The 22,464-nt window shown below is 40.0% G+C and carries 21 protein-coding genes; 16 read left to right on the top strand and 5 right to left on the bottom strand.

The window, feature by feature from the left end:
- The first annotated feature begins 96 nt into the window (after window positions 1–96).
- The 12 genes from mce (at window position 97) to rnz (ending at window position 14,268) form a co-directional block, all read left to right on the top strand.
- On the top strand, window positions 97–522 hold the full coding sequence (mce, locus tag LIS78_RS22435; protein ID WP_252284376.1) for a methylmalonyl-CoA epimerase: 426 nt from the start codon (window positions 97–99) through the stop codon (window positions 520–522).
- Window positions 515–2,065, top strand: coding sequence for an acyl-CoA carboxylase subunit beta (locus tag LIS78_RS22430; RefSeq protein WP_195781892.1), 1,551 nt, complete (start codon window positions 515–517; stop codon window positions 2,063–2,065). The genes mce and LIS78_RS22430 overlap by 8 nt, the downstream gene beginning before the upstream one ends.
- Window positions 2,066–2,090: 25 nt before the next feature.
- Window positions 2,091–3,209, top strand: a complete 1,119-nt coding sequence (locus LIS78_RS22425) for a tripeptidase T (protein ID WP_013084962.1) — start codon at window positions 2,091–2,093, stop codon at window positions 3,207–3,209.
- A gap of 225 nt (window positions 3,210–3,434) precedes the next feature.
- Window positions 3,435–4,796, top strand: a complete 1,362-nt coding sequence (locus LIS78_RS22420; protein WP_195781893.1) for an NAD(P)-dependent oxidoreductase — start codon at window positions 3,435–3,437, stop codon at window positions 4,794–4,796.
- A gap of 21 nt (window positions 4,797–4,817) precedes the next feature.
- Window positions 4,818–6,098, top strand: coding sequence for an NAD-dependent dihydropyrimidine dehydrogenase subunit PreA (preA, locus tag LIS78_RS22415; protein WP_013084960.1), 1,281 nt, complete (start codon window positions 4,818–4,820; stop codon window positions 6,096–6,098).
- 19 nt (window positions 6,099–6,117) lie between these two features.
- Window positions 6,118–7,536, top strand: a complete 1,419-nt coding sequence (gene hydA, locus LIS78_RS22410) for a dihydropyrimidinase (protein WP_252284375.1) — start codon at window positions 6,118–6,120, stop codon at window positions 7,534–7,536.
- Between the two features lie 33 nt (window positions 7,537–7,569).
- Window positions 7,570–7,782: a hypothetical protein gene (locus LIS78_RS22405; protein WP_013084958.1), complete on the top strand. Its 213-nt coding sequence runs from the start codon at window positions 7,570–7,572 to the stop codon at window positions 7,780–7,782.
- A gap of 395 nt (window positions 7,783–8,177) precedes the next feature.
- The gene (locus tag LIS78_RS22400; protein ID WP_013059103.1) at window positions 8,178–8,369 is read left to right on the top strand and encodes a hypothetical protein; all 192 of its coding nucleotides are present in this window, start codon (window positions 8,178–8,180) and stop codon (window positions 8,367–8,369) included.
- A 139-nt stretch (window positions 8,370–8,508) separates the two neighbouring features.
- Window positions 8,509–10,140: a PucR family transcriptional regulator gene (locus LIS78_RS22395; protein ID WP_252284374.1), complete on the top strand. Its 1,632-nt coding sequence runs from the start codon at window positions 8,509–8,511 to the stop codon at window positions 10,138–10,140.
- A 208-nt stretch (window positions 10,141–10,348) separates the two neighbouring features.
- A complete protein-coding gene (locus LIS78_RS22390; protein WP_116073579.1) occupies window positions 10,349–11,818 on the top strand; it encodes a CoA-acylating methylmalonate-semialdehyde dehydrogenase in 1,470 nt (489 codons plus the stop codon).
- A 93-nt stretch (window positions 11,819–11,911) separates the two neighbouring features.
- A complete protein-coding gene (locus tag LIS78_RS22385) occupies window positions 11,912–13,270 on the top strand; it encodes an aspartate aminotransferase family protein (protein ID WP_195781897.1) in 1,359 nt (452 codons plus the stop codon).
- Window positions 13,271–13,338: 68 nt separating this feature from the next.
- Window positions 13,339–14,268, top strand: a complete 930-nt coding sequence (rnz, locus tag LIS78_RS22380; protein WP_195781898.1) for a ribonuclease Z — start codon at window positions 13,339–13,341, stop codon at window positions 14,266–14,268.
- A 28-nt stretch (window positions 14,269–14,296) separates the two neighbouring features.
- Here the strand turns inward: rnz and namA are convergent, their stop codons facing one another.
- Both namA and proI read right to left on the bottom strand, forming a co-directional pair.
- Window positions 14,297–15,313 (bottom strand): NADPH dehydrogenase NamA, encoded by a 1,017-nt coding sequence (gene namA / locus LIS78_RS22375; RefSeq protein ID WP_252284373.1) that lies wholly within the window; start codon window positions 15,311–15,313, stop codon window positions 14,297–14,299.
- A gap of 137 nt (window positions 15,314–15,450) precedes the next feature.
- Window positions 15,451–16,299, bottom strand: coding sequence for a pyrroline-5-carboxylate reductase ProI (proI, locus tag LIS78_RS22370; RefSeq protein ID WP_050688182.1), 849 nt, complete (start codon window positions 16,297–16,299; stop codon window positions 15,451–15,453).
- Window positions 16,300–16,567: 268 nt separating this feature from the next.
- Here proI and LIS78_RS22365 point away from each other — a divergent pair, with 268 nt between their 5' ends.
- Both LIS78_RS22365 and LIS78_RS22360 read left to right on the top strand, forming a co-directional pair.
- Window positions 16,568–17,524 (top strand): MBL fold metallo-hydrolase, encoded by a 957-nt coding sequence (locus tag LIS78_RS22365; RefSeq protein WP_195781900.1) that lies wholly within the window; start codon window positions 16,568–16,570, stop codon window positions 17,522–17,524.
- A gap of 23 nt (window positions 17,525–17,547) precedes the next feature.
- The gene (locus LIS78_RS22360; RefSeq protein WP_252284372.1) at window positions 17,548–18,342 is read left to right on the top strand and encodes an SDR family NAD(P)-dependent oxidoreductase; all 795 of its coding nucleotides are present in this window, start codon (window positions 17,548–17,550) and stop codon (window positions 18,340–18,342) included.
- Window positions 18,343–18,415: 73 nt separating this feature from the next.
- Here the strand turns inward: LIS78_RS22360 and LIS78_RS22355 are convergent, their stop codons facing one another.
- Window positions 18,416–18,631, bottom strand: coding sequence for a CDGSH iron-sulfur domain-containing protein (locus tag LIS78_RS22355; protein ID WP_013059094.1), 216 nt, complete (start codon window positions 18,629–18,631; stop codon window positions 18,416–18,418).
- A 130-nt stretch (window positions 18,632–18,761) separates the two neighbouring features.
- Between LIS78_RS22355 and LIS78_RS22350 the strand changes: the two genes are divergently transcribed.
- Entirely contained in the window at window positions 18,762–19,100 is a 339-nt protein-coding gene (locus LIS78_RS22350; RefSeq protein WP_195781902.1) for an iron-sulfur cluster biosynthesis family protein, read from the top strand.
- On the opposite strand, the gene LIS78_RS22345 is transcribed toward LIS78_RS22350, so the two are convergent.
- Both LIS78_RS22345 and LIS78_RS22340 read right to left on the bottom strand, forming a co-directional pair.
- A complete protein-coding gene (locus LIS78_RS22345; RefSeq protein ID WP_214984344.1) occupies window positions 19,097–20,008 on the bottom strand; it encodes an alpha/beta hydrolase in 912 nt (303 codons plus the stop codon). The two genes, LIS78_RS22350 and LIS78_RS22345, sit on opposite strands and share 4 nt — an antisense overlap.
- Window positions 20,009–20,076: 68 nt before the next feature.
- Window positions 20,077–20,973, bottom strand: coding sequence for a hydroxymethylglutaryl-CoA lyase (locus LIS78_RS22340; RefSeq protein ID WP_195781904.1), 897 nt, complete (start codon window positions 20,971–20,973; stop codon window positions 20,077–20,079).
- Window positions 20,974–21,150: 177 nt separating this feature from the next.
- On the opposite strand from LIS78_RS22340, the gene LIS78_RS22335 reads away from it, so the two are divergent.
- Window positions 21,151–22,338, top strand: a complete 1,188-nt coding sequence (locus tag LIS78_RS22335) for an acetyl-CoA C-acetyltransferase (RefSeq protein ID WP_195781905.1) — start codon at window positions 21,151–21,153, stop codon at window positions 22,336–22,338.
- Window positions 22,339–22,464: the final 126 nt, after the last annotated feature.

The raw sequence follows: 22,464 nt of genomic DNA, 5'->3' as shown, positions 1-22,464 counted from the left end.
CTTAGACAAGCAACTTTCTGTAAATACGCGAGCAGGAGATTTCTTTTGTTTTCAAGAATATGTGTAAATGAAAACGCTTTTTTAAGAGGTGAGAAAGTGATAAAAGGAATTGATCACATAGGAATAGCTGTAAAATCAATTGAAGGCAGCCTGCCTTTTTATGAAAAGGTATTAGGACTGTCTTTATTAAAAGTAGAAGAAGTAGAAGAACAAGGAGTAAAAGTTGCTTTTATTGAGTGCGGCAACGTAAAAATTGAATTATTAGAGCCGCTCTTTGAAGACAGTGCAGTCGGCGCGTTCATCAAAAAGAGAGGTGAAGGTCTTCATCATGTTGCTTTAGGTGTGCGTACGATTGAAGAACGGATTAACGAGTTAAAGGAAAAGGGTGTACACATGATTGACGATGTTCCGCGAAAAGGCGCAGGGGAAGCATCCATTGCTTTTTTGCATCCAAAGTCAGCAAACGGTGTTCTTTATGAGCTCTGTGAAAAAACACTAGAGGAGGAGAAGAAACATGGTTGACATTTATGATAAATTAAATGAATTGTACGATAAGCGCCGGAAGATCGAGTTAGGCGGTGGAGACGAAAAAATTGAAAAACAGCACCATAAAGGAAAACTAACGGCACGCGAACGAATTGAAATTCTTTTAGATGACCATACATTTGTCGAATTAAATCCATTTATTGAACATCGGTGTGCTGATTTCAGTATGAATAATCAAGTAGGACCAGGAGACGGGGTAGTAACAGGTTACGGCAAGATAAACGGTCGCTCAGTCTACTTGTTTTCACAAGATTTTACAGTATTCGGAGGCGCGTTAGGTGAAATGCATGCTAAAAAAATTGCGCACGTAATGGACTTAGCGGCTAAAACAGGCGTGCCGTTTATTGGCTTAAATGATTCAGGCGGGGCTCGTATTCAAGAGGGCGTCATGTCTCTTGATGGATACGGTCATATTTTTTATCGAAATGCCATTTATTCGGGTGTCATGCCTCAAATATCTGTTATTATGGGTCCTTGTGCAGGCGGAGCCGTGTACTCACCGGCGATTACGGACTTTGTTTTTATGGTAGAAGAAACAAGTCAAATGTTCATTACAGGACCAAAAGTAATTGAAACGGTAACGGGAGAAAGCATTTCCTCTGAAAATCTTGGAGGAGCAGCTGTTCATAACGAAATTAGCGGTAATGCCCATTTTAGAGGTGCAACAGAACAAGAGGTGCTAGAACAAGTACGAACGCTCTTAAGCTATCTTCCTCAGTCTAGCCAAGAGCAGCCTCCTTTAGCCTCAAAGGCAGAGTGTGATCATTATCGTCCGGATTTATTAGACGTTGTCCCGTTTGATGCCGTGCGCCCTTACGATGTGCGTCAAGTCATTCACCAAGTAGTGGACGAGCACTCATTTTTTGAAGTGCAAAAAGACTTTGCAAGAAATATTGTCATTGGTTTTGCCCGCATAGATGGAAAAGTTGTCGGACTTGTGTGTAACCAGCCTAAAGTAATGGCAGGCAGTTTAGATATTAACTCCTCAGATAAAGCAGCAAGGTTTATTCGATTTTGCGATTCATTTAATATCCCACTTATTACATTTGAAGATGTTACAGGTTTTTTCCCAGGTATCAAGCAGGAACATGGCGGAATTATACGTCATGGTGCTAAAATTTTATATGCATACTCCGAAGCTACCGTTCCGAAAATCACGGTGATTTTGCGAAAGGCGTACGGAGGTGCATACGTAGCTTTAAATAGTAAATCGATTGGAGCGGACCTTGTGTATTCGTGGCCGAATGCAGAAATCGCTGTTATGGGTCCTCAAGGTGCTGCAAATATTATCTTTGCAAACGACATTCGAGGTAGCGAAAACCCAGATGAAACAAGACACGAAAAAATTGAACAGTATCGCGAGAAATTTGCTAATCCTTACGTAGCGGCAAGCGCTGGAATGGTTGATGATGTTATTGATCCTCGGGAAACGCGAATAAAATTAATACAAGCGCTTGAAATGTTGCACAATAAAAAGGAAGAGCGTCCAGCAAAGAAACATGGTAACATACCATTGTAGGTTATTTTTGGAGGGATTACATATTATGATTAATGAACAACGAATCGTTGATTTATTTATTGAATTAGTACAAGTAGACTCAGAAACAAAGCATGAGGAAAAAATTGCTGTTGTACTAAAAGAAAAATTTACTGCATTAGGCGTCGAAGTAGTAGAAGATGATGCCAAAGAAAAAACGGGCCACGGAGCCAACAACTTAATCTGCACACTGCCAGCTACAAAAGAAGGCGTAGATACAATCTACTTTACTTCTCATATGGATACAGTCGTACCTGGAAACGGTATTAAACCATCTATTGAAGATGGCTATATTAAAAGTGACGGCACGACAATTCTTGGAGCGGATGATAAAGCAGGCTTAGCAGCAATGCTAGAAGCAATCACCGTATTAAAAGAAGAAAACATTGCGCACGGCAAAATTGAATTTATTATTACAGTAGGAGAAGAATCTGGCTTAGTGGGCGCTAAAGCTCTTGATTCTAGTCTCGTAACGGCAAAATTCGGCTATGCTTTAGATAGCGATGGCAAAGTGGGAGACATTATCGTTGCTGCGCCGACGCAAGCAAAAGTAAATGCAACAATTTATGGAAAAACAGCTCATGCAGGTGTAGCTCCTGAACGAGGCGTTTCTGCTATTACGATTGCTTCAAGAGCCATTTCTAAAATGCCGCTTGGACGTATTGATGAAGAGACTACAGCGAATATTGGACGCTTTGAAGGTGGAACGCAAACGAATATCGTGTGTGACCGCGTCGATATTTTAGCAGAAGCTCGTTCATTAATTCCAGAAAAAATGGAAGCACAAGTAGCGAAAATGAAAGAAGCGTTTGAAACAGCTGCACAAGAAATGGGCGGCCGTGCAGAAGTTGATATTAAAGTGATGTATCCAGGCTTTAAATTTGGCGATGGAGATCATGTTGTCGAAGTTGCTAAAAAAGCGGTGGCTAATATCGATCGTCCTTCACGCTTGCTTCAAAGCGGAGGCGGAAGCGATGCAAATGTAATCGCAGGCTTTGATATCCCAACAGTAAATTTAGCAGTTGGTTATGAAGACATTCATACAACAAATGAAAAAATTCCGGTAGAAGAACTGGTGAAGACATCTGAACTAGTAGTGTCGATTATTAAAGAAGTAGCAAAATAATAGTTGCAGCCTTGCTTTTATATAAAAGCAAGGCTTTTTACATAGTGAATAGTAAATAGTCTGAATTTTTTAACATAATGTATAATGAAGAAAAGACGGTCGTTTTGTACAATAAAGTTAGTAATACATTTTACCAAAGTAGAAGTTGAAAATAACGTATATAAAAAATATGTAAGCGCTTTCAATCTGATTTTTATCAACAGATATCCTTGGGAGGTTGATGCAATGCGATCACCGGAAAGTTTGCAGTCCATCATTCAAAACTTTAATGAAGTAGAAAAAGGGTTGTCAAATAGAGAAGCAGTCGAAGAATCTAATCGATGTTTGTACTGTTATGATGCACCCTGTATTCAGGCATGCCCTACAGGAATTGACATCCCGACGTTTATTAAAAAAATTGCATCGGGCAATTTAAAGGGGTCTGCCGAAACGATTATGTCTTCTAATCCCGTAGGAGCAAGCTGTTCGAGAGTTTGTCCAACCGATGAACTATGTGAAGGAGCGTGTGTGCTTAACCATTCAACCAAACCAATTATGATTGGAGATTTGCAGCGCTACGCAACGGATTGGGCTATTCAAAATGAACAGGTGCTGTTTGAGAAAGGAAAAGCAAACGGCAAAAAGGTAGCAATTGTTGGTGGAGGTCCGGCTGGTCTCTCTGCAGCAAGAGAACTGGCGCGATTTGGGTATGACGTAACCATTTTTGAAGCGGAAAAACAAGCAGGAGGGTTAAATACATATGGAATCGTGTCGTTTCGTCTTCCTCAAGCGATTTCATTCTGGGAAGTTGAACAAGTAAAAAGCTTAGATGTAAAAATTAAAACAAACGTAAGAATTGGAGAAGATATTCTTCCAAGCGAATTGCTGCAGTCGTATGATGCGGTTGTATTAGCTATTGGTATGAGTAAGGTGCCTTCTCTACATGTTGAAGGTGAAGAGCTAGACGGTGTGTATGATGCGATTGATTTTGTGAAAAAAACGAAGTCAGAAGCGTTATCAACAGAATTTGTGGGTAAGCGTGTTGCCGTCATTGGTGCGGGAAATACTGCGATTGATGGTGCTACGTGTTCCGTGCGCTTGGGGGCTGAAAACGTTCAAATTTTATACCGTCGTACACGAGAAGAAATGACGGCTTATGATTTTGAATTTGAATTTGCAAAACAAGATGGTGTTGAATTCCGCTGGTTAACAGCTCCTATACGAATTATTGGAGATGAAAATGGTAAGGTGAGCGGGATTGAATGTGTAAAAATGACGTTAACAGATCCAGATGCAGACGGCCGCAGGAAGCCTGTTCCTGTTGAAGGTTCAACGTTTACCATTCCAGTCGATGCTGTTGTTAAAGCAATTGGTCAAGAACGGTACCTGTCTTTGATTCAACAATTCCAGCTGCATCATGAAGACGGAGTTGTCTTAATTAATCAAGAGACGTTTCAAACATCAAATCCAAAAGTATTTGCTTGCGGAGACGTTATTTTTGGTAAAGGGCAAGGAGAAGCAATGGTTGTGACCGCTGCTCAGCAAGGAAAACAAACGGCGTTAAATATTCATATGCAGTTAACAAAAGAAACAATGGAAACAGCTTAAAATCAGGAGGAGGAGAAATCTATGGCAGATTTAACAACAAATTTAGCAGGTATTCAATCACCAAATCCGTTTTGGCTGGCATCCGCACCGCCAACCAATTCAGGTTATCAAGTGCAGCGTGCATTTGAAGCAGGATGGGGAGGCGCAGTTTGGAAAACGCTTGGTGATCCGATTTTAAATGTTTCCTCTCGATTTGCTGCCGTTGGCTTCAACGGTCAGCGCGTAGCCGGCTTTAATAATATTGAGTTAATCACCGATCGTCCGCTTGAAGTTAATTTGAAGGAAATCTATGAAACGAAAAAGAAGTTTCCTAACCACGCAATTATTGCCTCTCTTATGGTAGAGCCTCAGCAAGAAAAATGGCATGAGATTGTCAAAAAAGTAGAAGACGTAGGAGTGGATGGATTAGAGCTGAACTTTGGCTGTCCGCATGGAATGGCAGAACGAGGGATGGGTGCTGCCTCTGGGCAAGTCCCTGATTTGGTTGAAAAACAAACGTATTGGGCTAAAGAAGTTGCCCAAACGCCGGTCATTGTTAAATTAACCCCAAATATCACAGATATCACTGTTACAGCAGAAGCAGCGGTTCGAGGCGGTGCTGACGCTGTGAGTATGATTAACACTATTAATAGTTTAGCAGGAGTAGACATTCATTCATGGAATACGATTCCACACGTAGCAGGAAAAGGCGCTCACGGAGGTTATTGCGGCCCAGCTGTTAAGCCGATTGCATTAAACATGGTCGCTGAATGTGCAAGAAGTCCGTTTATTAACGTTCCAATATCAGGTATGGGAGGCGTTTCGAACTGGCAGGAAGCCGTCGAATTTATGCTCATGGGTGCTACAGGTGTGCAAGTATGTACAGCTGCTATGCATCACGGGTTCCGCATTGTAGAGGATATGATTCAAGGTCTCAATTATTATTTGGATGAAAGAGGAATCGAAAAAGTAAGTGACATTGTAGGAAAAGCGGTTTCAAAATATTCCGATTGGGGCAACTTAGATCTCAATTATAAAGTAGTGGCTCGCATCGACCCGGATACGTGTATTAACTGCAATAAGTGTCATATTTCTTGTGAAGATACTTCTCATCAATGTATTGATATGCTGAAAGATCCTTCAGGGAAATCTTATTTAAAAGTAAGAGAAGAAGATTGTGTAGGCTGTAATTTATGTTCGATTGTATGTCCGGTGGACGGGGCGATATCCATGGTTGAATTACCAAATGAACAGCCTCCAATGACGTGGAATGAACGCCAAGCTGCTTTACAAGCGACGGCTGCACAGCGATTAGACGTATAAATACAAAGGGGATGAGGAAATGAAAAAAATCGTTAAAAATGGTGTGGTAGTCACAGCAACAGATACGTATAAAGCCGATATTTTAATTGAAAATGGAGTTATTTCGGCAATTGGCTCGGCATTTGAAGAGCAGGGCTGTGAAGTGATTGATGCAAAAGGCAACTATGTATTTCCAGGAGGCATCGATCCTCATACTCATTTAGATATGCCGTTTGGGGGCACCGTTACAAAAGATGACTTTGAAACAGGTACAAGAGCAGCAGCTTTTGGAGGTACGACAACTGTTATTGATTTTTGCTTAACCAATAAAGGCGAACCGCTGCAAAAAGCGATCGGCACATGGCATGAAAAATCAAAAGGAAAAGCGGCTATCGATTATAGCTTTCATCTAATGATTGGAGAAATCACGGAAGATGTATTAAATGAACTTCCTACGATTATTGAAAAAGAAGGAATTACTTCTTTTAAAGTATTCATGGCCTATAAAAATGTTTTTCAAGCAGACGATGCTACCCTTTATCAAACGCTAGTGCAAGCTAAAAAACTAGGGGCGCTTGTGATGGTACATGCTGAAAATGGAGATGTTATTGAGTATTTAACGGCAAAAGCACTAGAACAAGGACAAACCGATCCTATCTATCATGCACTGACTCGTCCTCCAGAAATAGAAGGAGAAGCTACGGGAAGAGCCGCGGTGCTAACGGAGCTGGCTGACTCACAGCTCTATGTTGTTCACGTGTCGTGCGCTGAAGCGGTTAAAAAGATTGCTGAAGCAAGGGAAAAAGGCGTAAATATCTGGGGCGAAACGTGTCCGCAGTATTTGACGCTTGACCAAACCTATTTAGAGAAACCGAATTTTGAAGGAGCAAAATACGTATGGTCGCCGCCTTTACGTGAAAAATGGAACCAAGATGTTTTGTGGAATGCTCTGCGTAATGGCGACTTGCAAACGATTGGATCAGATCAGTGTTCGTTTGATTTTAACGGTCAAAAAGATCTGGGAAAAGGAGATTTTACGAAGATTCCAAACGGAGGCCCTATTATCGAGGATCGCATGAGTATTTTATTTTCAGAAGGAGTAGTGAAGAAACGAATTAATATAAATCAGTTTGTTGATATAACATCAACAAAAATTGCTAAGCTGTTCGGACTGTACCCGAAAAAAGGAACAATAGCGGTTGGCGCAGACGCAGATCTGCTTATATTTGACCCTTCTGTTGAACGTACGATTTCAGCAAACACGCATCATATGGCAGTCGATTATAGCGCATTTGAGGGAATGAAAGTCACAGGTGAGCCGGTTTCAGTGCTTTGCCGCGGGGAATTTGTCGTAAAAAATAAGCAGTTTGTTGGTCAAAAAGGCTACGGACAATTTACAAAAAGAGCAAAGTTTAATGAGTTAAACACGGCTAACGAAGCTGAAAAATTAATGTTATAAAAACAGATGAAGAAATAGATCGGGGGCAGGGAAATGTCAAGTTACCATGAATATATGGCAGAGCGAGAAAAGATTGATTTTTTGCTGCAAAAAGGATTCAAAATAACGGCCGTAACAGAGAATCTAAGCGGGGCATTTGTGACGTTTGAACGCACCGAAAATAACCAAACCGAACAAGAAACGCTTCATATATTGACGGCGGATGCTAGAAAATATTTTTCATCCGTACTGATCCAACAAGTATAAAAACGGAGGCTGGGACAAAATTATTTTAGCTGAAGGAAGATCCGAACGATGAATCGTTCGGATTTTTTTATTGGTAGGGTGAACGTAGGTTTCATGTATGTAGGTGCTTCTAGCTGTTGATTGGAGTAATTTAATTATGTCTCAATCTCTTTATTTGTTTACTAATACCTATAAGTTTTTTACCATATTGGCTGACAAAAGTGATCCGTTTTTTTGTTTTTTTCGTTTTGGATGTGAAGCAAAATAACTAGATATTATCCATTCACTGTATTACAGTTGTTACATTTCGTTTACATCGAAAGAGAAAAGGTTTAGTTATCTAGTAAATTGTAGTAAATATTATAGTAGAACGTTTTCAAAATAAATCTATTAAATACGAAAAGGGTGTGACACGGATGGATCAAGCTACGCAGTGTATGACACAAGAAGAAACAAAAATTATTGATAAATTAAAAATGGAAATGTTAAATGCAGTGTCACTACAAGATTTGCGTTTTTATAAAAAAGAAATTCACCGAATTAAAGAACAAGCGGTTAAACGCCACGGTTTTTTTAATAAATTACAGCAAACAGCTCAGAAGCTGTAACGATCCATTATCGTTACAGCTTTTTTCGTTTCTTTCATTAAATATTTTATTTCTTCTAAATATTTAATATAATGTAAGAAGATATAGCTTTTGTTCTACACATATGCGAAATACGCGTTAATGATTCAGGAGACATGATGTGAAATTCGCTAGGGGCGGTGTTGACTTGAAATCATATTTAACAGTAACAGAGATTTTAACAAGGAAACATTTTGTAAACTGTGAAGTAATAGCTGGAGAGAAAGGGCTTACTAATTCTGTGAAGTGGGTGCACGTGATGGAAGTGACGCGCATTAATGAGCTGCTAAAAGGAAACGAGCTCATTTTATCAACAGGGGTAGGCTGGGGAGAAGATCCTCAATCTTGTTTATCATTTCTTCAGCAATTAATTTCTTGTAAGGCATCAGGACTGTGTATTGAACTTGGCACTTATACTTCTAAGATTCCGCAAATTGTAGTTGATAAAGCGAACGAATGTGATTTTCCGATTATTTTATTTCACGAGGAAGTTCCGTTCGTTGAAATTACGCAAGATGTTCACTCGCTTTTAATTAATCAGCACTATCAAATGATTTCCGATTTAGAACAGTATTCTCATAGGCTAAATCAGCTGCTGTTAACAGTTAATGACCCGGCCGTCATCTTACAGTGTTTATATGAATCTACGGGGCTTCTTGTCGGCCTTAAAGTTTCAAATGAATTACTTACCTTTGCTCCAGAGATGGACTTGCTCAAACAGCAGCTTCTACTTCATTATATAAGCAGGGAAAATGAGAGTCCGCATTTTACTGATCAGCCTATTCATTTATTAGGACAAGATTATGCTCAGCTGTATGTCGCTTCTATAAATGAAGCGTTAACAGAACTTGAAGTGCTCACCGTTGACCGAACGGCGACTGCACTTGCTCAGCATTTTTTGAAGGACCTGTATGTCGAAGAGAAAAAAAGAGTAGATGAAACCGAATGGATGACGAAATGGATGAACGGAGAGTTAACTCTTGAACAAATAAAAGACTCTATGCACGAAGTGTGTTCAGATTCTCCTATTCGCGGAGGTGTCGTTGTTTGCTGTAAGTGGCAAAGGCGGGAGAAGTTTGATCGAACGTATTTTAAGCTTATTTTGCGAAGCATTTTTGAACAAGAAGGCTTTCACTTATTAGTCTCCGAGCGAAATCGCGAAGTATTATTTATTCTTTTGAACAAACGAATGGTTAGCACGTGGAGAGAGAGGTTAGAAAACAGCCTTCATCGCTGGATGAATCAATATGAATCGGATGAAAATTCAAAGAGGAACGCCATTAGCTTTATCGGAATTGGCCAATACTGTGAACAGCTTGACTGCATGCATAAAAGCTATGAAACGGCTAAAGAAACGATTTCGATTCAAGAAATGCTGCAAAAACAAACAATTATTCATTTTTATGATGATTTGCATATGTACCGAATTATTTCGCTTTTACATCAGCATGAAGACTTACAGGAAGTGGTGTTTGAATATCTGCAGCCCGTTATTACATATGATGAAACGTATAATGCAAAACTCATGGAAACATTAAAAATTTATTTAGCATGCAACGGATCTAAACAAGAGACGGCTAAGCGTTTATACATTGTCCGGCAAACGCTATATCACCGTATTGAAAAACTAGAAAAGCTGCTGGGTGAAGACTTTATGGAGCCGGAAAAACGACTGGCAATTGAGTTTATGATTATGGCATATGAATATTTGTTTATGATGAAAAAGTCGCGTGCGGAATTTATAAACGGATAAGTAAGCAGCTGGAAACAGCTGTTTTTTTTATGTTGAGGCTGATTTTACTATATGTTCATTTTAGTTCATGCTTTCTCCGAGTTCACTGCGCAAAATGTGAAACGAGAATCTAGAGTTGTTTCACATTTTGTCTAATGCAACCACCATTTATTTATTCAATAATAAAGGTAGATTTGTCATTTCTTATTTTTTGAGGAGGCCAAGCGATATGTCAGTTGTGAATAATGATACGCAAGTTTTAAAAAATTACGTGGGCGGAAAATGGGTTGATACGGCAGGGAAAAAATTTGGAGAGGTAATTAATCCATCGACTGGCGAAGTAATTGCAAAAGTACCGCTTTCTACAAAAGAAGACGTAGCCAATGCGGTGGAAACAGCTCAAAAAACATTTGAAACATGGCGTAACGTTCCTGCTCCAAAACGAGCAAGATTAATGTTTGCGTTTCAGCATTTACTAGTTAAGCATCATGAAGAGTTAGCTAAATTAGTCGTACAAGAAAACGGCAAGGCTTTTAAAGAAGCTTACGGTGAAGTACAGCGCGGTATTGAATGCGTGGAGTTTGCCGCGGGTGCTCCTACTTTATTAATGGGGGAATCATTAAATAACATAGCGGAAGAAATTGATTCTGAGATGTTCCGTTTTCCACTGGGTGTCGTTGGCGGCATCACACCTTTTAACTTTCCGATGATGGTACCGCTTTGGATGTTCCCTCTTGCAATTGTATGTGGAAATGCGTTTGTATTAAAACCGTCTGAGCGAACGCCGCTTTTAGCAACGCGACTTGCTGAACTTTTTACAGAAGCAGGAGCACCGGATGGATTATTAAATATTGTGCACGGGGCACATGATGTCGTGAACGGATTAATAGAGCATGAAAAAGTTAAAGCGATTTCATTCGTCGGATCGCAGCCGGTAGCAAAATATGTTTATGAACAAGCTGCAGCTCAAGGGAAACGAGTTCAGGCTTTATCCGGAGCTAAAAATCATCATGTTGTGATGCCAGACTGCGATATGGATAAAGCGGTATCACATATTATCAGCTCGGCTTATGGAAGTGCCGGCCAGCGATGCATGGCGTGCAGCGCCGTGGTCGTGGTTGGTGAAAAAGGCGATGAATTCGTCGCAAAATTAAAGCAAAAAGCAGATGAATTAATTATGGGAAGCGGCTTTGATGATGAAGTGCTTCTAACGCCTGTGATTCGAAAAGAGCACCGTGATAAGGTGCTGGATTATATTGAACTTGGCATGAAAGAAGGGGCGGAACTCATTCGTGACGGACGTAAAGAAATGGATGAACATACAGAAGGCAATTTCTTAGGAGCAACAATTTTTGACCGCGTAACTCCTGATATGACCATTGCTAAAGAAGAGATTTTTGCACCTGTACTAAGCTTGCTTCGCGCTGACACATTAGATGAAGCACTTCGCTATATGGAAAAATCCCGTTTTGGAAATGGAGCAACGATTTATACAAAAGATGCGAAAGCGGTGCGTCAATTTAGAGAAGAAGCAGATGCCGGTATGCTCGGTATTAACGTAGGAGTACCTGCTACAATGGCCTTCTTCCCATTCTCCGGTTGGAAAGACTCTTTTTACGGAGATTTGCATGTCAACGGCAAAGACGGTTTGAACTTCTTTACACGTAAAAAGATGGTTACATCACGCTTTGACTTTTAACATATAGATGAATATAGCAAGTGGCTTCGGCATTTTGTCGAAGTCTTTTCATACAGAAAAAAATACCGCGCTAGCGATTTGGGAGTGGATAAGATGGTACAGGTCAGTCAAAATGAAAAAGATCTGCGTGCAAAAGATGAGCAATATGTATGGCATGGAATGAAACCATACAGTCCGGATGCAACGATGGTAGCTACAAAAGCAAAAGGTGCTTGGATTACAGATGAACAAGGAAATCGCTATTTAGATGCAATGGCAGGGCTTTGGTGTGTAAATACTGGGTATGGACGGGATGAGTTAGCGCTCGCAGCTTATGAGCAGCTAAAAGAACTGGCTTATTTTCCACTCACTCAATCTCACGTACCTGCTATCAAACTGGCAGAGAAGCTAAATGAAATGCTAGGTGATGACTATGTTATCTTCTTTTCAAATAGCGGATCTGAAGCAAATGAAACGGCTTTTAAAATTGTGCGTCAGTACCATCAGCAAAAAGGAGAGCATTCTCGCTACAAATTTATTTCGCGTTATCGAGGGTATCACGGAAATTCAATGGGCGCACTAGCAGCAACGGGCCAAGCTCAGCGTAAATATAAATATGAACCGCTTGCCCCTGGCTTTATTCACGTTGCCCCGCCTGATTCGTACCGAGGGCAAGATGACTACGATGCACCGAAAGAGAAGCTTCAATCTGTAAAAGATATTGACAATGTTATGACGTGGGAGCTAAGCGAAACGATTGCCGCTGTTATTATGGAGCCAATTATTACAGGAGGAGGAATTCTTTTACCGCCTCAAAATTATATGAAAGGCGTAAAAGAAACGTGTGAAAAGCACGGTGCACTTTTAATTGTAGATGAAGTTATTTGCGGCTTTGGACGTACAGGAGAAGCTTTTGGTTTTATGAATTACGATGTAAAACCAGATATCATTACCATGGCAAAAGGAATTACAAGCGCATATCTTCCGCTCTCTGCAACTGCTGTTAAGAAAGAAATTTATGAAGCGTTCAAAGATAGCGATCAGTACGAGTATTTTCGCCATGTTAATACATTTGGAGGAAGCCCAGCTGCGTGTGCACTGGCATTAAAGAATTTAGAAATTATGGAGAGAGAAAATCTTTTTGGTCGTTCTAAACAGCTCGGGGCTTACGTATTAAGTGAGCTGAAGCCGCTTATCGATAGCCACCCATACGTTGGAGACGTAAGAGGTAAAGGGTTTTTAATTGGAATTGAACTTGTAGCTGATAAGCAAACGAAGGAACCGTTAGACGTTAATCTTGTAAATGAAGTGATTGCTAAATGCAAAAGCAAAGGAGTCATTATTGGGAAAAATGGAGCAACGGTAGCCGGCTATAATAATGTTCTCACGCTCTCGCCGCCGCTCAACATTGAGGAAAGTGATATTGAGCTGTTATTAGCTACTATTACGTATGCGCTTGACAGCATCAAATAGGTAAGTTTGCAAAAAGCCTGTATAATATACTTACAGGCTTTTTGTGCGTGTGAAGGAGGAAGTAGAAAATGGAATTGTTATTTTTAGGAACGGGTGCAGGAGTACCGGCGAAACAGCGGAATGTTTCATCTCTTGCGCTCGAACTTTTGCAAGAAAGAGGGTCAGTGTGGCTTTTTGATTGCGGAGAAGCAACGCAGCATCAAATTTTACATACAACCGTTAAACCGAGGCGAATTGAGAAAATTTTTATTACGCACCTTCACGGTGATCATATTTACGGATTGCCTGGACTCCTTGGAAGCCGTTCGTTTCAAGGCGGAGAATCGCTGCTTACTGTATATGGGCCAAAAGGAATTAAAGAATTTATTAAAGTCACGCTGGCTGTAAGTCAAACTCATCTGCAATATCCTCTAGAGATTGTTGAAATAGAAGAGGAAAGTGAAAATGGAACGATTTTTGAAGATGAAACTTTTTCAGTGGAGTTTGCCAAGCTTGAACACGGCATTTTATCTTATGGATATCGAGTTGTCGAAAAAGATTTGCCAGGATCACTGGACGTTCAGCGTTTAAAAGAGATGAGTATTCCCCCAGGGCCTCATTATCAGCAGTTAAAAGAAGGGAAAGAAGTAGTATTAAAAGATGGTCGTCTTATTAATGGACAAGAATTTGTAGGAGAGCCTAAAAAAGGGAAGGTCATCACGGTTTTAGGAGATACAAGAAAGTGCATGCAAAGTGTTCAGCTTGCTATGCATGCGAATGTGTTAGTCCATGAAGCTACTTTTGCAGCGGGAGATGAAGAGCTGGCTTACAACTATTTTCATTCTACTGCAAAAGAAGCCGCTGAAATTGCTAAAACAGCATCGGCCGAGCGTCTTATTTTGTCTCATATCAGTTCGCGTTACCAAGGAGATGCAGTCAGCCGGTTAGCAGAAGGAGCAAAAGAAATTTTTCCGAATACCGATATAGCAGAAGACTTGAAAAGGTTTACGATTTCATAAAAAAAGACGAGGGTATCCTCGTCTTTTTTTACCATCCGCGTTCGTACTGCACGGGTGCTGAAAGTGTTTCATTTAGTTCTTTTGCCGCTGTGCGCGGGAAGTACGGATCGCGCAGAAGTTCGCGCGCAACAAAAATTAAATCAGCGCGTTCGCTTTGCAGAATCTCTTCTGCTTGTCGTCCGGTTGTAATTAATCCAACTGCGCCTGTATCAATATTTGCCTGCTGCTTAATTTTATCTGCAAACGGCACTTGATAGCCAGGGTATACGTTGATTGGAGCGTGTACAAGAGCACCGGAACTAACATCAATTAAGTCGACGCCTTGTTCTTTCATCCATTTTGCAAATGCAACGTGATCATCGACTGTTAATCCGCCTTCTGTATAGTCAGAAGCAGAAACACGGACAAATAAAGGGCCGTCCCACTCTGTTTTCACAGCTTCAATAATTTCCTTTAAGAAACGATAGCGATTTTCTGCGCTGCCGCCATATTCGTCGCTGCGTTTATTGCTTAGCGGTGATAGAAATTGATGTACTAAATAACCGTGTGCCGCGTGAAGTTCGATAATATCAAACCCAGCTTCTTTTGAGCGTCGAGCGCTTTCTTTAAAGGCAGAAATCGTTTCATGAATTTGTTCTGTGGTCATTTCCACAGGTTTTTTACTTTTATCATCAAAAGCAATAGCGGAAGGAGCATAAATATCGCCTTCAACAGTTGCTTTACGTCCTGCATGTGCAAGTTGAATGGCCGTTTTTGCACCGTTTTCTTTTAGCTGTGTCACAAGTTTCTTTAATCCATCTCTTTGTTCATCATTCCAAATTCCCAAGTCTTGAGCTGAAATACGACCTTGTGGCACGACAGCTGAGGCTTCAACCATAATGAGACCTACTTGTCCAACCGCACGAGTTGTGTAGTGAACCATATGAAAGTCGGTTATTACGCCGTCTTCCTTTTCGCATGAATACATGCACATTGGTGACATTACAATTCGGTTTTTTAATGTTACCTCTTTCACTGTATAAGGTGAAAATAGTTTTGTTTTCATTCGGTTTAACCTCCAATTATTTCGATACTCTAAACAAAAGTTATTATATCACCGCATTGAATTTTCTTTCACATAATCTGCTTATCCATTTTTAATCATAAAAAAACCTCTTTCTTTTTTTAGAAAGAGGTGAACCTCTACGAACGTTTACTCGAGATTTTTTCGTCAATTGTATCTCCTAAATATTTGGAGCGAATTGTAGCTTGTTCAATACACTGCATCATGGCTTCTTGGAAGTTATGAGAAATAAGCTGTTCGATTCCTGCTTCTGTTGTGCCGCCGGGACTCATCACTTCTTTTCGAAGTACGGCTGGCGTTTTAGGTGACTGTTTCAGCATTTCTGCAGCACCGATAAGAGTTTGAAGAATTAGTTCATTTGACACTGACGTATCCAAGCCTTGTTTTTCAGCTGCTTTTTCCATTGCTTCTACTAGATAGTAAACATACGCTGGGCCGCTTCCAGATAGTCCTGTTACAGCGTGAAGCTGCTCTTCTTCTACAGTTGTAACCGTACCAATCGTTTCAAATAAAGCAGTAGTAACGTTCATATGCTCTGCTGTAGCAAACTTGCCGGGTGCAATGGCTGTAGCCGATAACCCAATAGAGGCAGATGTATTTGGCATAGCTCTTACAACCGCTACTTCTTGGTCAAACAAGTTTACAATTGTGGCAGTCGATACACCTGCTAAAACAGAGAGAACGAGGTGATGCGGACGAATATAGGACTTAATCGTATCGATGCTTTCCGCTACGTCTTTTGGTTTAATAGCAAGCACGATGATATCGCTTTTTTCGATTAACAAGGCATGATTACGCGTAATGTTAATTTCATAGGCGTTTCGAAGTTCGTGAAGTCTTTTATCGTTGCTATGATTTGTTACGGTGATTTGATTGGGGCGAAGCTTTTTATCTGACAGCAGCCCTGAGATCATGGCTTCAGCCATTGATCCAGCTCCAATAAAGGCGATGTTTAGATCCGTTTTCATTAAAAGTTCCTCCAGTCATTTGCTATCCAGTGAAAACAGATACTGAGATTTCAGTATCTGTTAAAGGTTTGTGTTTGTGTATCTCTTCTTTATAAAATGCATAGTTATCTAAAGATATGAATAAAACTTCACTATATTTCTGTCATTATGCAATGAAAAAGAGAGGGATGTCAATGTAATTTTCAGAAAACGAATGCAATTGTATAAATAACAGGAAAAATCGTGTAAACTTAAAAGAAAATGCGATGGTAAAGGAGCAAAAATACAGATGAATGAGCAATTATATAAAATTGTGCTGCCTACTCCTTTTGCGGTAGGAGATGTGAATGTTTTTGTTATAAAAGGTCAGACCGTTACGCTAATCGATGCTGGTATTAAAACGGAGGCAGCGTGGTCTGTATTTAAAGAAAAGCTTAATGAAATAGGATTAAAACCAGATGATATTAAGCAAGTTGTCCTAACTCATCACCATCCTGATCACGTAGGAATGCTTGATTTTTTTGATAAAGATATCGCCATAGTCGGTCATGCGAAAAATCAGCCTTGGATCTCCCAAAATCCAGATTTTTTTGAGTGGTACGATGCGTTTTTTGAAGATCACTTTATGAAAGCCGGCGTAGATGAAAGGTTTCGCCCCTATTTAAAACGTTTAAAAGCATCAATGAAGTACTCATGTCACCGTTCTCTTACAACTTCTGTGCAGGAAGGAGATTACATTCCGGGCCTAGAGAGTTGGAAAGTACTTGAAGTACCCGGTCATGCTCAAAGCCATATTGCATTATACAATGAAAGAACAGCGGTTATGATTGGAGGAGATTTACTGTTAAAGCATATTTCATCTAATCCGCTTATTGAACCTCCTATGAAACCAAGCGGCGAGCGACCTAAAACGCTTCTTCAATATAATCATTCATTAAGACGTCTGCTTGATTTAGAGATAAACTGTATCTATACAGGTCATGGAGATGAAGTGTTACATGTTCACGAACTTGTACAAGAGAGGTTACAAAAGCAGAGCGACCGAGCGGATAAAGTGCTTAGCATGATAAAAGAACGCCCTCAAACAGCGTTTGATATTTGCAAACAGCTATTTCCTACTATTTATGAAAAAGAACTAGGGCTAACTCTTTCTGAAACAATTGGTCAGCTCGATTTTTTAGAAGGTGCAAATAAAATCAGTACACATGAAAAAGAAAGTACGCTTATTTATTCTGTGTGCTCTTAACTTATAAAAAAGGTGTGTTATATTTGAAATCCTTGTTAAAGAACCAACATGTCGTGATCACAGGCGCTTCAGGAGGTCTTGGAGAACATTTAGCTTATGAAGTGGCCAAAAGAGGGGGCGTCCCCGTTTTACTTGCACGTACAGAAGAAAAGCTGTACCGAGTAGCCGAGCAAATTAGTCAAAAGTATGGGATTACCTCTTACATATATAAAGCTGACGTAGCGAACGTAGAGGAAGTCAAAAGAGTTGTTCAGAAAATGATGAGTGAAATTAAGCGTGTTGATGTCCTGATTAATAATGCAGGCTTTGGTGTATTTGAAGAAGTGAAAGAAGCATCGATTACGACAATTGCCTCAATGTTTCAAGTCAATGTTATTGGATTAATTGCATGTACACAAGAAATTTTAGCTTATATGCTAAAAGAAAACAAAGGACATATTATTAACATTGCTTCTCAAGCAGGCAAACTTGCAACGCCTAAATCCAGTGGCTATTCAGCTTCTAAACATGCCGTGCTAGGGTTTACCAACAGCCTGCGAATGGAATTAGCGAAAACAGATATCTATGTAACCGCAGTGAATCCAGGTCCCATTCAAACCAACTTCTTTTCAATAGCAGATCAATCAGGAAACTATGAAAAAAGTGTAGAAAAGTTTATGTTAACACCTCAATACGTAGCTGAAAAAACGGTCAATATTATTGGGAAACCAAAACGAGAAGTCAACTTGCCTAAGTGGATGAATATAGGTTCGAAGATGTATCAGCTTGCCCCGGGGCTCGTAGAAAAATTGGCAGGCGATGCGTTTAATAGAAAATAACCTGTGTTTTAACCACAGGTTATCAATGTTTTTCGTTAATGGTTTCGTTCAGTAAGGCTGTATTTCTATGAATCTACTGCTCGTCTAAAATTTTTGCAGCGCGCACACAAGAGTCGAATTTTCCTTTATGATTTCCGTCGCAAAAGGGCATCTTTTGCGACTGGCCACATCGGCATAGTGAAAATGTCGGCTTTGTTTCAAATTTGTTGCCGTCTGCATCAATTAATTCAACGTCTCCAGTGACACGGAAAGAGCCGTTATCCATTACTTTAATTTGTACTTTTGACATAGAAAAACCTCCTTTTTGTACACATCTATATGAAGCGCCAGAGTTTAATGAAAGCGAGATGTGTATTATACTCATTATATAAGCAATTTTCGTTTGTTTATACAATTAGTTTAAAAGGAGTTAAAGGAAAATGAATATTACCTTTACTGATAAAGCGATAGCAAAAGTACAAGAAAAGTACGGGAAAGATTCTTCACTATATTTAAAATTAAAATACGATACAGATGGATGCGGCTGTGTTGTGAGCGGTGTAACGACGCTATGGATTGTTGATGAAAAAGAGAGCGATGATGTAACCATCGAGACGAATTTTGTTCCTATTCTTGTCGAAAAAACAAAGCAAGTATTTTTAGATGATAATATGACGATTGACTACAATGAAAGTGCATATGCGTTTATGCTCAAATGTCCTTCTCAAATTTTAAATCCGCGCATGTCATTTATCGATAAAACAAAAGAAGCGCTTTAAAGCGCTTCTTTTTGTATTTTTTCTAAAAATGATTCAATAACTTGTTCATATTCCTCTGGATTATCAGCATACGAGCGGGCATGAGTGCCTACAGGTGCTAAATACATCCGTTTTGCTCCCATTTTTTTGGCATGCAGCTGCTCCGTCATTTTAGGAAGAATATAGTCATCTTCTTTACTATGGATAAACAGAACAGGATGTTTGATTTGATCTACGACTGAAATGGGTGATACGTCTTTAAATGAGTAGCCTTCTCGCCATTTTAAAATAATATTAGCTGCTGGCATCACAAGCTGTTTGGGCAGGTGGAAATCTTGTTTTAAGCGATAGGCAAGAAGTTCTTCCAAGTCAGAAAAAGGGCAGTCGACAATATAAAAATCAGCTCCGTCTTCCATTCCAGCATACAAAAGAGTGGTCGCAGCTCCCATAGACTCTCCGTGAATCCCAAGGGAAATAGTTGAACCGAATTGTTCTTTTACCCAGTGAACAACGGATTGAAGGTCCAGCTTTTCATAATAGCCGTAGCTCGTTGTTTTCCCTTCAGACTTGCCGTGGCGGCGATGATCATAAAGAACGACGTTCCATCCAAGCTTTAGAAAAAGCCGAGCATATTTCATAGAGTTCAGTGAATGAACTGTAACTCCATGCGAAAGAATCATAAATCGGTTGTTGTCGTGTTGTTTGATAACGGTCCCAGCTATGTTATAGCCTAGAGAAGAAGGAAGCACAAATGCTTCTTTAGGAAGAGTGCTATAGACTTTCTCATCATAAAAGCCATCTTCCGTATCGCGGTCAATAATGACTTTGTCGGTCTTTTTACGGATGTACATCATTTGATTTGTAAAAAAGATGCCAAGAGCGGCAAATGCTCCGAAAACACTTCCTATTAATAATAGCCATTTTTTCATGATTAGCGGCTCCTTTTGTTAATATAGCTATTATTTATTATAGCATCGCTCTCATAAAAACCTAATTTTTAACGCTGTGCAAACAAAGAGTATTGCTTGCTTTCAATCGGTCTTGAAATGTAAGGAGCGATAAAAGCGACCGCTTCGAGCAGCTTTTCTTCATTAATAGAAGTGGAGATACCCATTTCATGAAGCATAAAGACGAGATCTTCCGTAGCTACGTTTCCCGTTGCTCCCTTAGCGAATGGACATCCACCTAACCCGCCAGCGGATGAATCGAACCTGTTAATACCGGCTTGCAGAGCTGCATAGATATTTGCAATGGCTAATCCTCTCGTATCGTGAAAGTGCGCAGCAAGTAGCGTGTGTGGAAAGCTTTGTTTTAATTTCGAGAAAAGTGAAAATACATCTTTAGGGTTTGCCATGCCAATTGTATCAGCAACGCTTAGCTCATTCACTCCAGCTTCCACAAAGCTTTCGCAAAGAGTCAGCACGTCGCGTTCATGTATTTTTCCTTCATACGGGCAATAAAAGGCGGTGGAAATGCAAGTTCGAATAAAACATTCTTGCTGCTTGAGCTGTTGAATGAGAGGGAGCAGCGTTTGTACAGCTTCTTTGGTATTTTTGTTAATGTTTTTTTGATTAAAGGTATCGCTTACGCCAATAAACAGCGCAACGGAGCGGCAATTAGCTTGCAGTGCTTTTTCCAAGCCTTTTTGATTCGGCACAAGTACAATGTTTCGGCATGTATCAGGCTGAAATGTATTTGCAACAGTAGAAGCATCTTTCATTTGAGGAACCCATTTTGGAGAAACAAAGGATGTAATTTCTATTTCGGATAGTCCAGCTTCTTTTAATTTTTTGATAAAATTAATTTTTTTATCAGTTGGAACAAAATTTTTTTCATTTTGAAGTCCATCTCGTGGACCAACTTCTATAATTGTTACTTTTTCAGGAAATCCCATAAACCGCTCTCCTCCCGCAATGTAAACGCTTACTAATACTTATTTTAATTCTAAAAAATTAAAATTCAATAAAAATTATAAATTTTTACAAAAAAAGAGGAATTTCGCAAGCGATGTCGAAAGTAATAAAGGTGACAGTTAATCACAGTAATCAAACAGTAAGGAGAGGTTTTCGACATGGGTCAAACAGAAGTAGTCATTGTAAGCGCTGTACGTACAGCAATCGGCAGCTTTGGGGGAAGCTTACAAAATGTATCCGCAACAACTTTAGGTGGTACTGTAATTAAAGAAGCTTTAAGCAAAGCAGGGGTATCAGCAAACGAAGTAGATGAAGTTATTATGGGAAATGTCTTACAAGCAGGTTTAGGACAAAATCCAGCACGACAAGCAACTTTAGCAGCAGGTTTACCTGAAACTGTTTCAGCATTAACCATCAATAAAGTATGCGGATCAGGACTAAAAGCAGTACATCTCGCTACACAGGCGATTCTTGCTGGGGATGCTGATGTGATTGTTGCTGGTGGAATGGAAAACATGAGCCAAGCACCATACTTATTAAAAAATGCACGCAACGGGTTTAAAATGGGCGATCAAAAAGTAGTCGATAGCATGATTCAAGATGGATTATGGTGTGCATTTAACGACTACCATATGGGCGTTACAGCTGAAAACCTGTGTGATAAATATGAAATTACCCGCGACGAACAAGATGCATTTGCAGCTTCAAGCCAGCAAAAAGCAGAAGCAGCTATTCAATCTGGTCGTTTCGCAGATGAAATTGTGCCGGTAGAAGTGCCTGGAAGAAAAGGCCAAGTAACAATTTTTGAACAAGATGAGTTCCCACGCGCAGGCACAACGGCTGAAAGTCTAGGGAAACTACGTCCAGCCTTCAAAAAAGACGGTTCTGTAACAGCTGGTAATGCATCTGGTATCAATGACGGTGCAGCTGCAGTAGTGGTAATGAGCCGTAAAAAAGCAGACGAGTTAGGCCTAACACCATTAGTGTCTATTAAAGCTAATGCAACTGCCGGAGTAGATCCAAGCATTATGGGAATCGGTCCTGTAAGCGCAGTGAAAAAGGCGCTGGAAAAAGCTGCTGTTTCATTAGAAGATGTTCAATTAGTAGAAGCAAACGAAGCATTCGCTGCACAGTCAATCGCTGTGGATCGTGAACTTCAATTTAATCATGATATTTTAAATGTAAACGGTGGAGCAATTGCGCTTGGACATCCTATTGGTGCAAGTGGTACACGTGTCCTAGTTTCACTTATTCATGAAATGCAAAAACGCGACGCAAAACTTGGGTTAGCAACGTTATGTATTGGCGGAGGCCAAGGCGTTGCAACAATCGTTGAACGTCCTTAATTTGATATAGTTTTAACAAACATTAAAGCTATATCACAACGCCACAGATTCCAAGCATACAGCTTTGGAACTCGTGGCGTTTTTGTTTTTCCTTTAATTTGTCTAGTAATATAACTTTTTTGACAA

This window comes from Priestia megaterium, assembly GCF_023824195.1.
GTDB lineage: Bacteria > Bacillota > Bacilli > Bacillales > Bacillaceae_H > Priestia > Priestia megaterium_D.
Note: the sequence above shows the minus strand (reverse complement) of the source record. Positions and strands in the feature narration are given on the sequence as shown.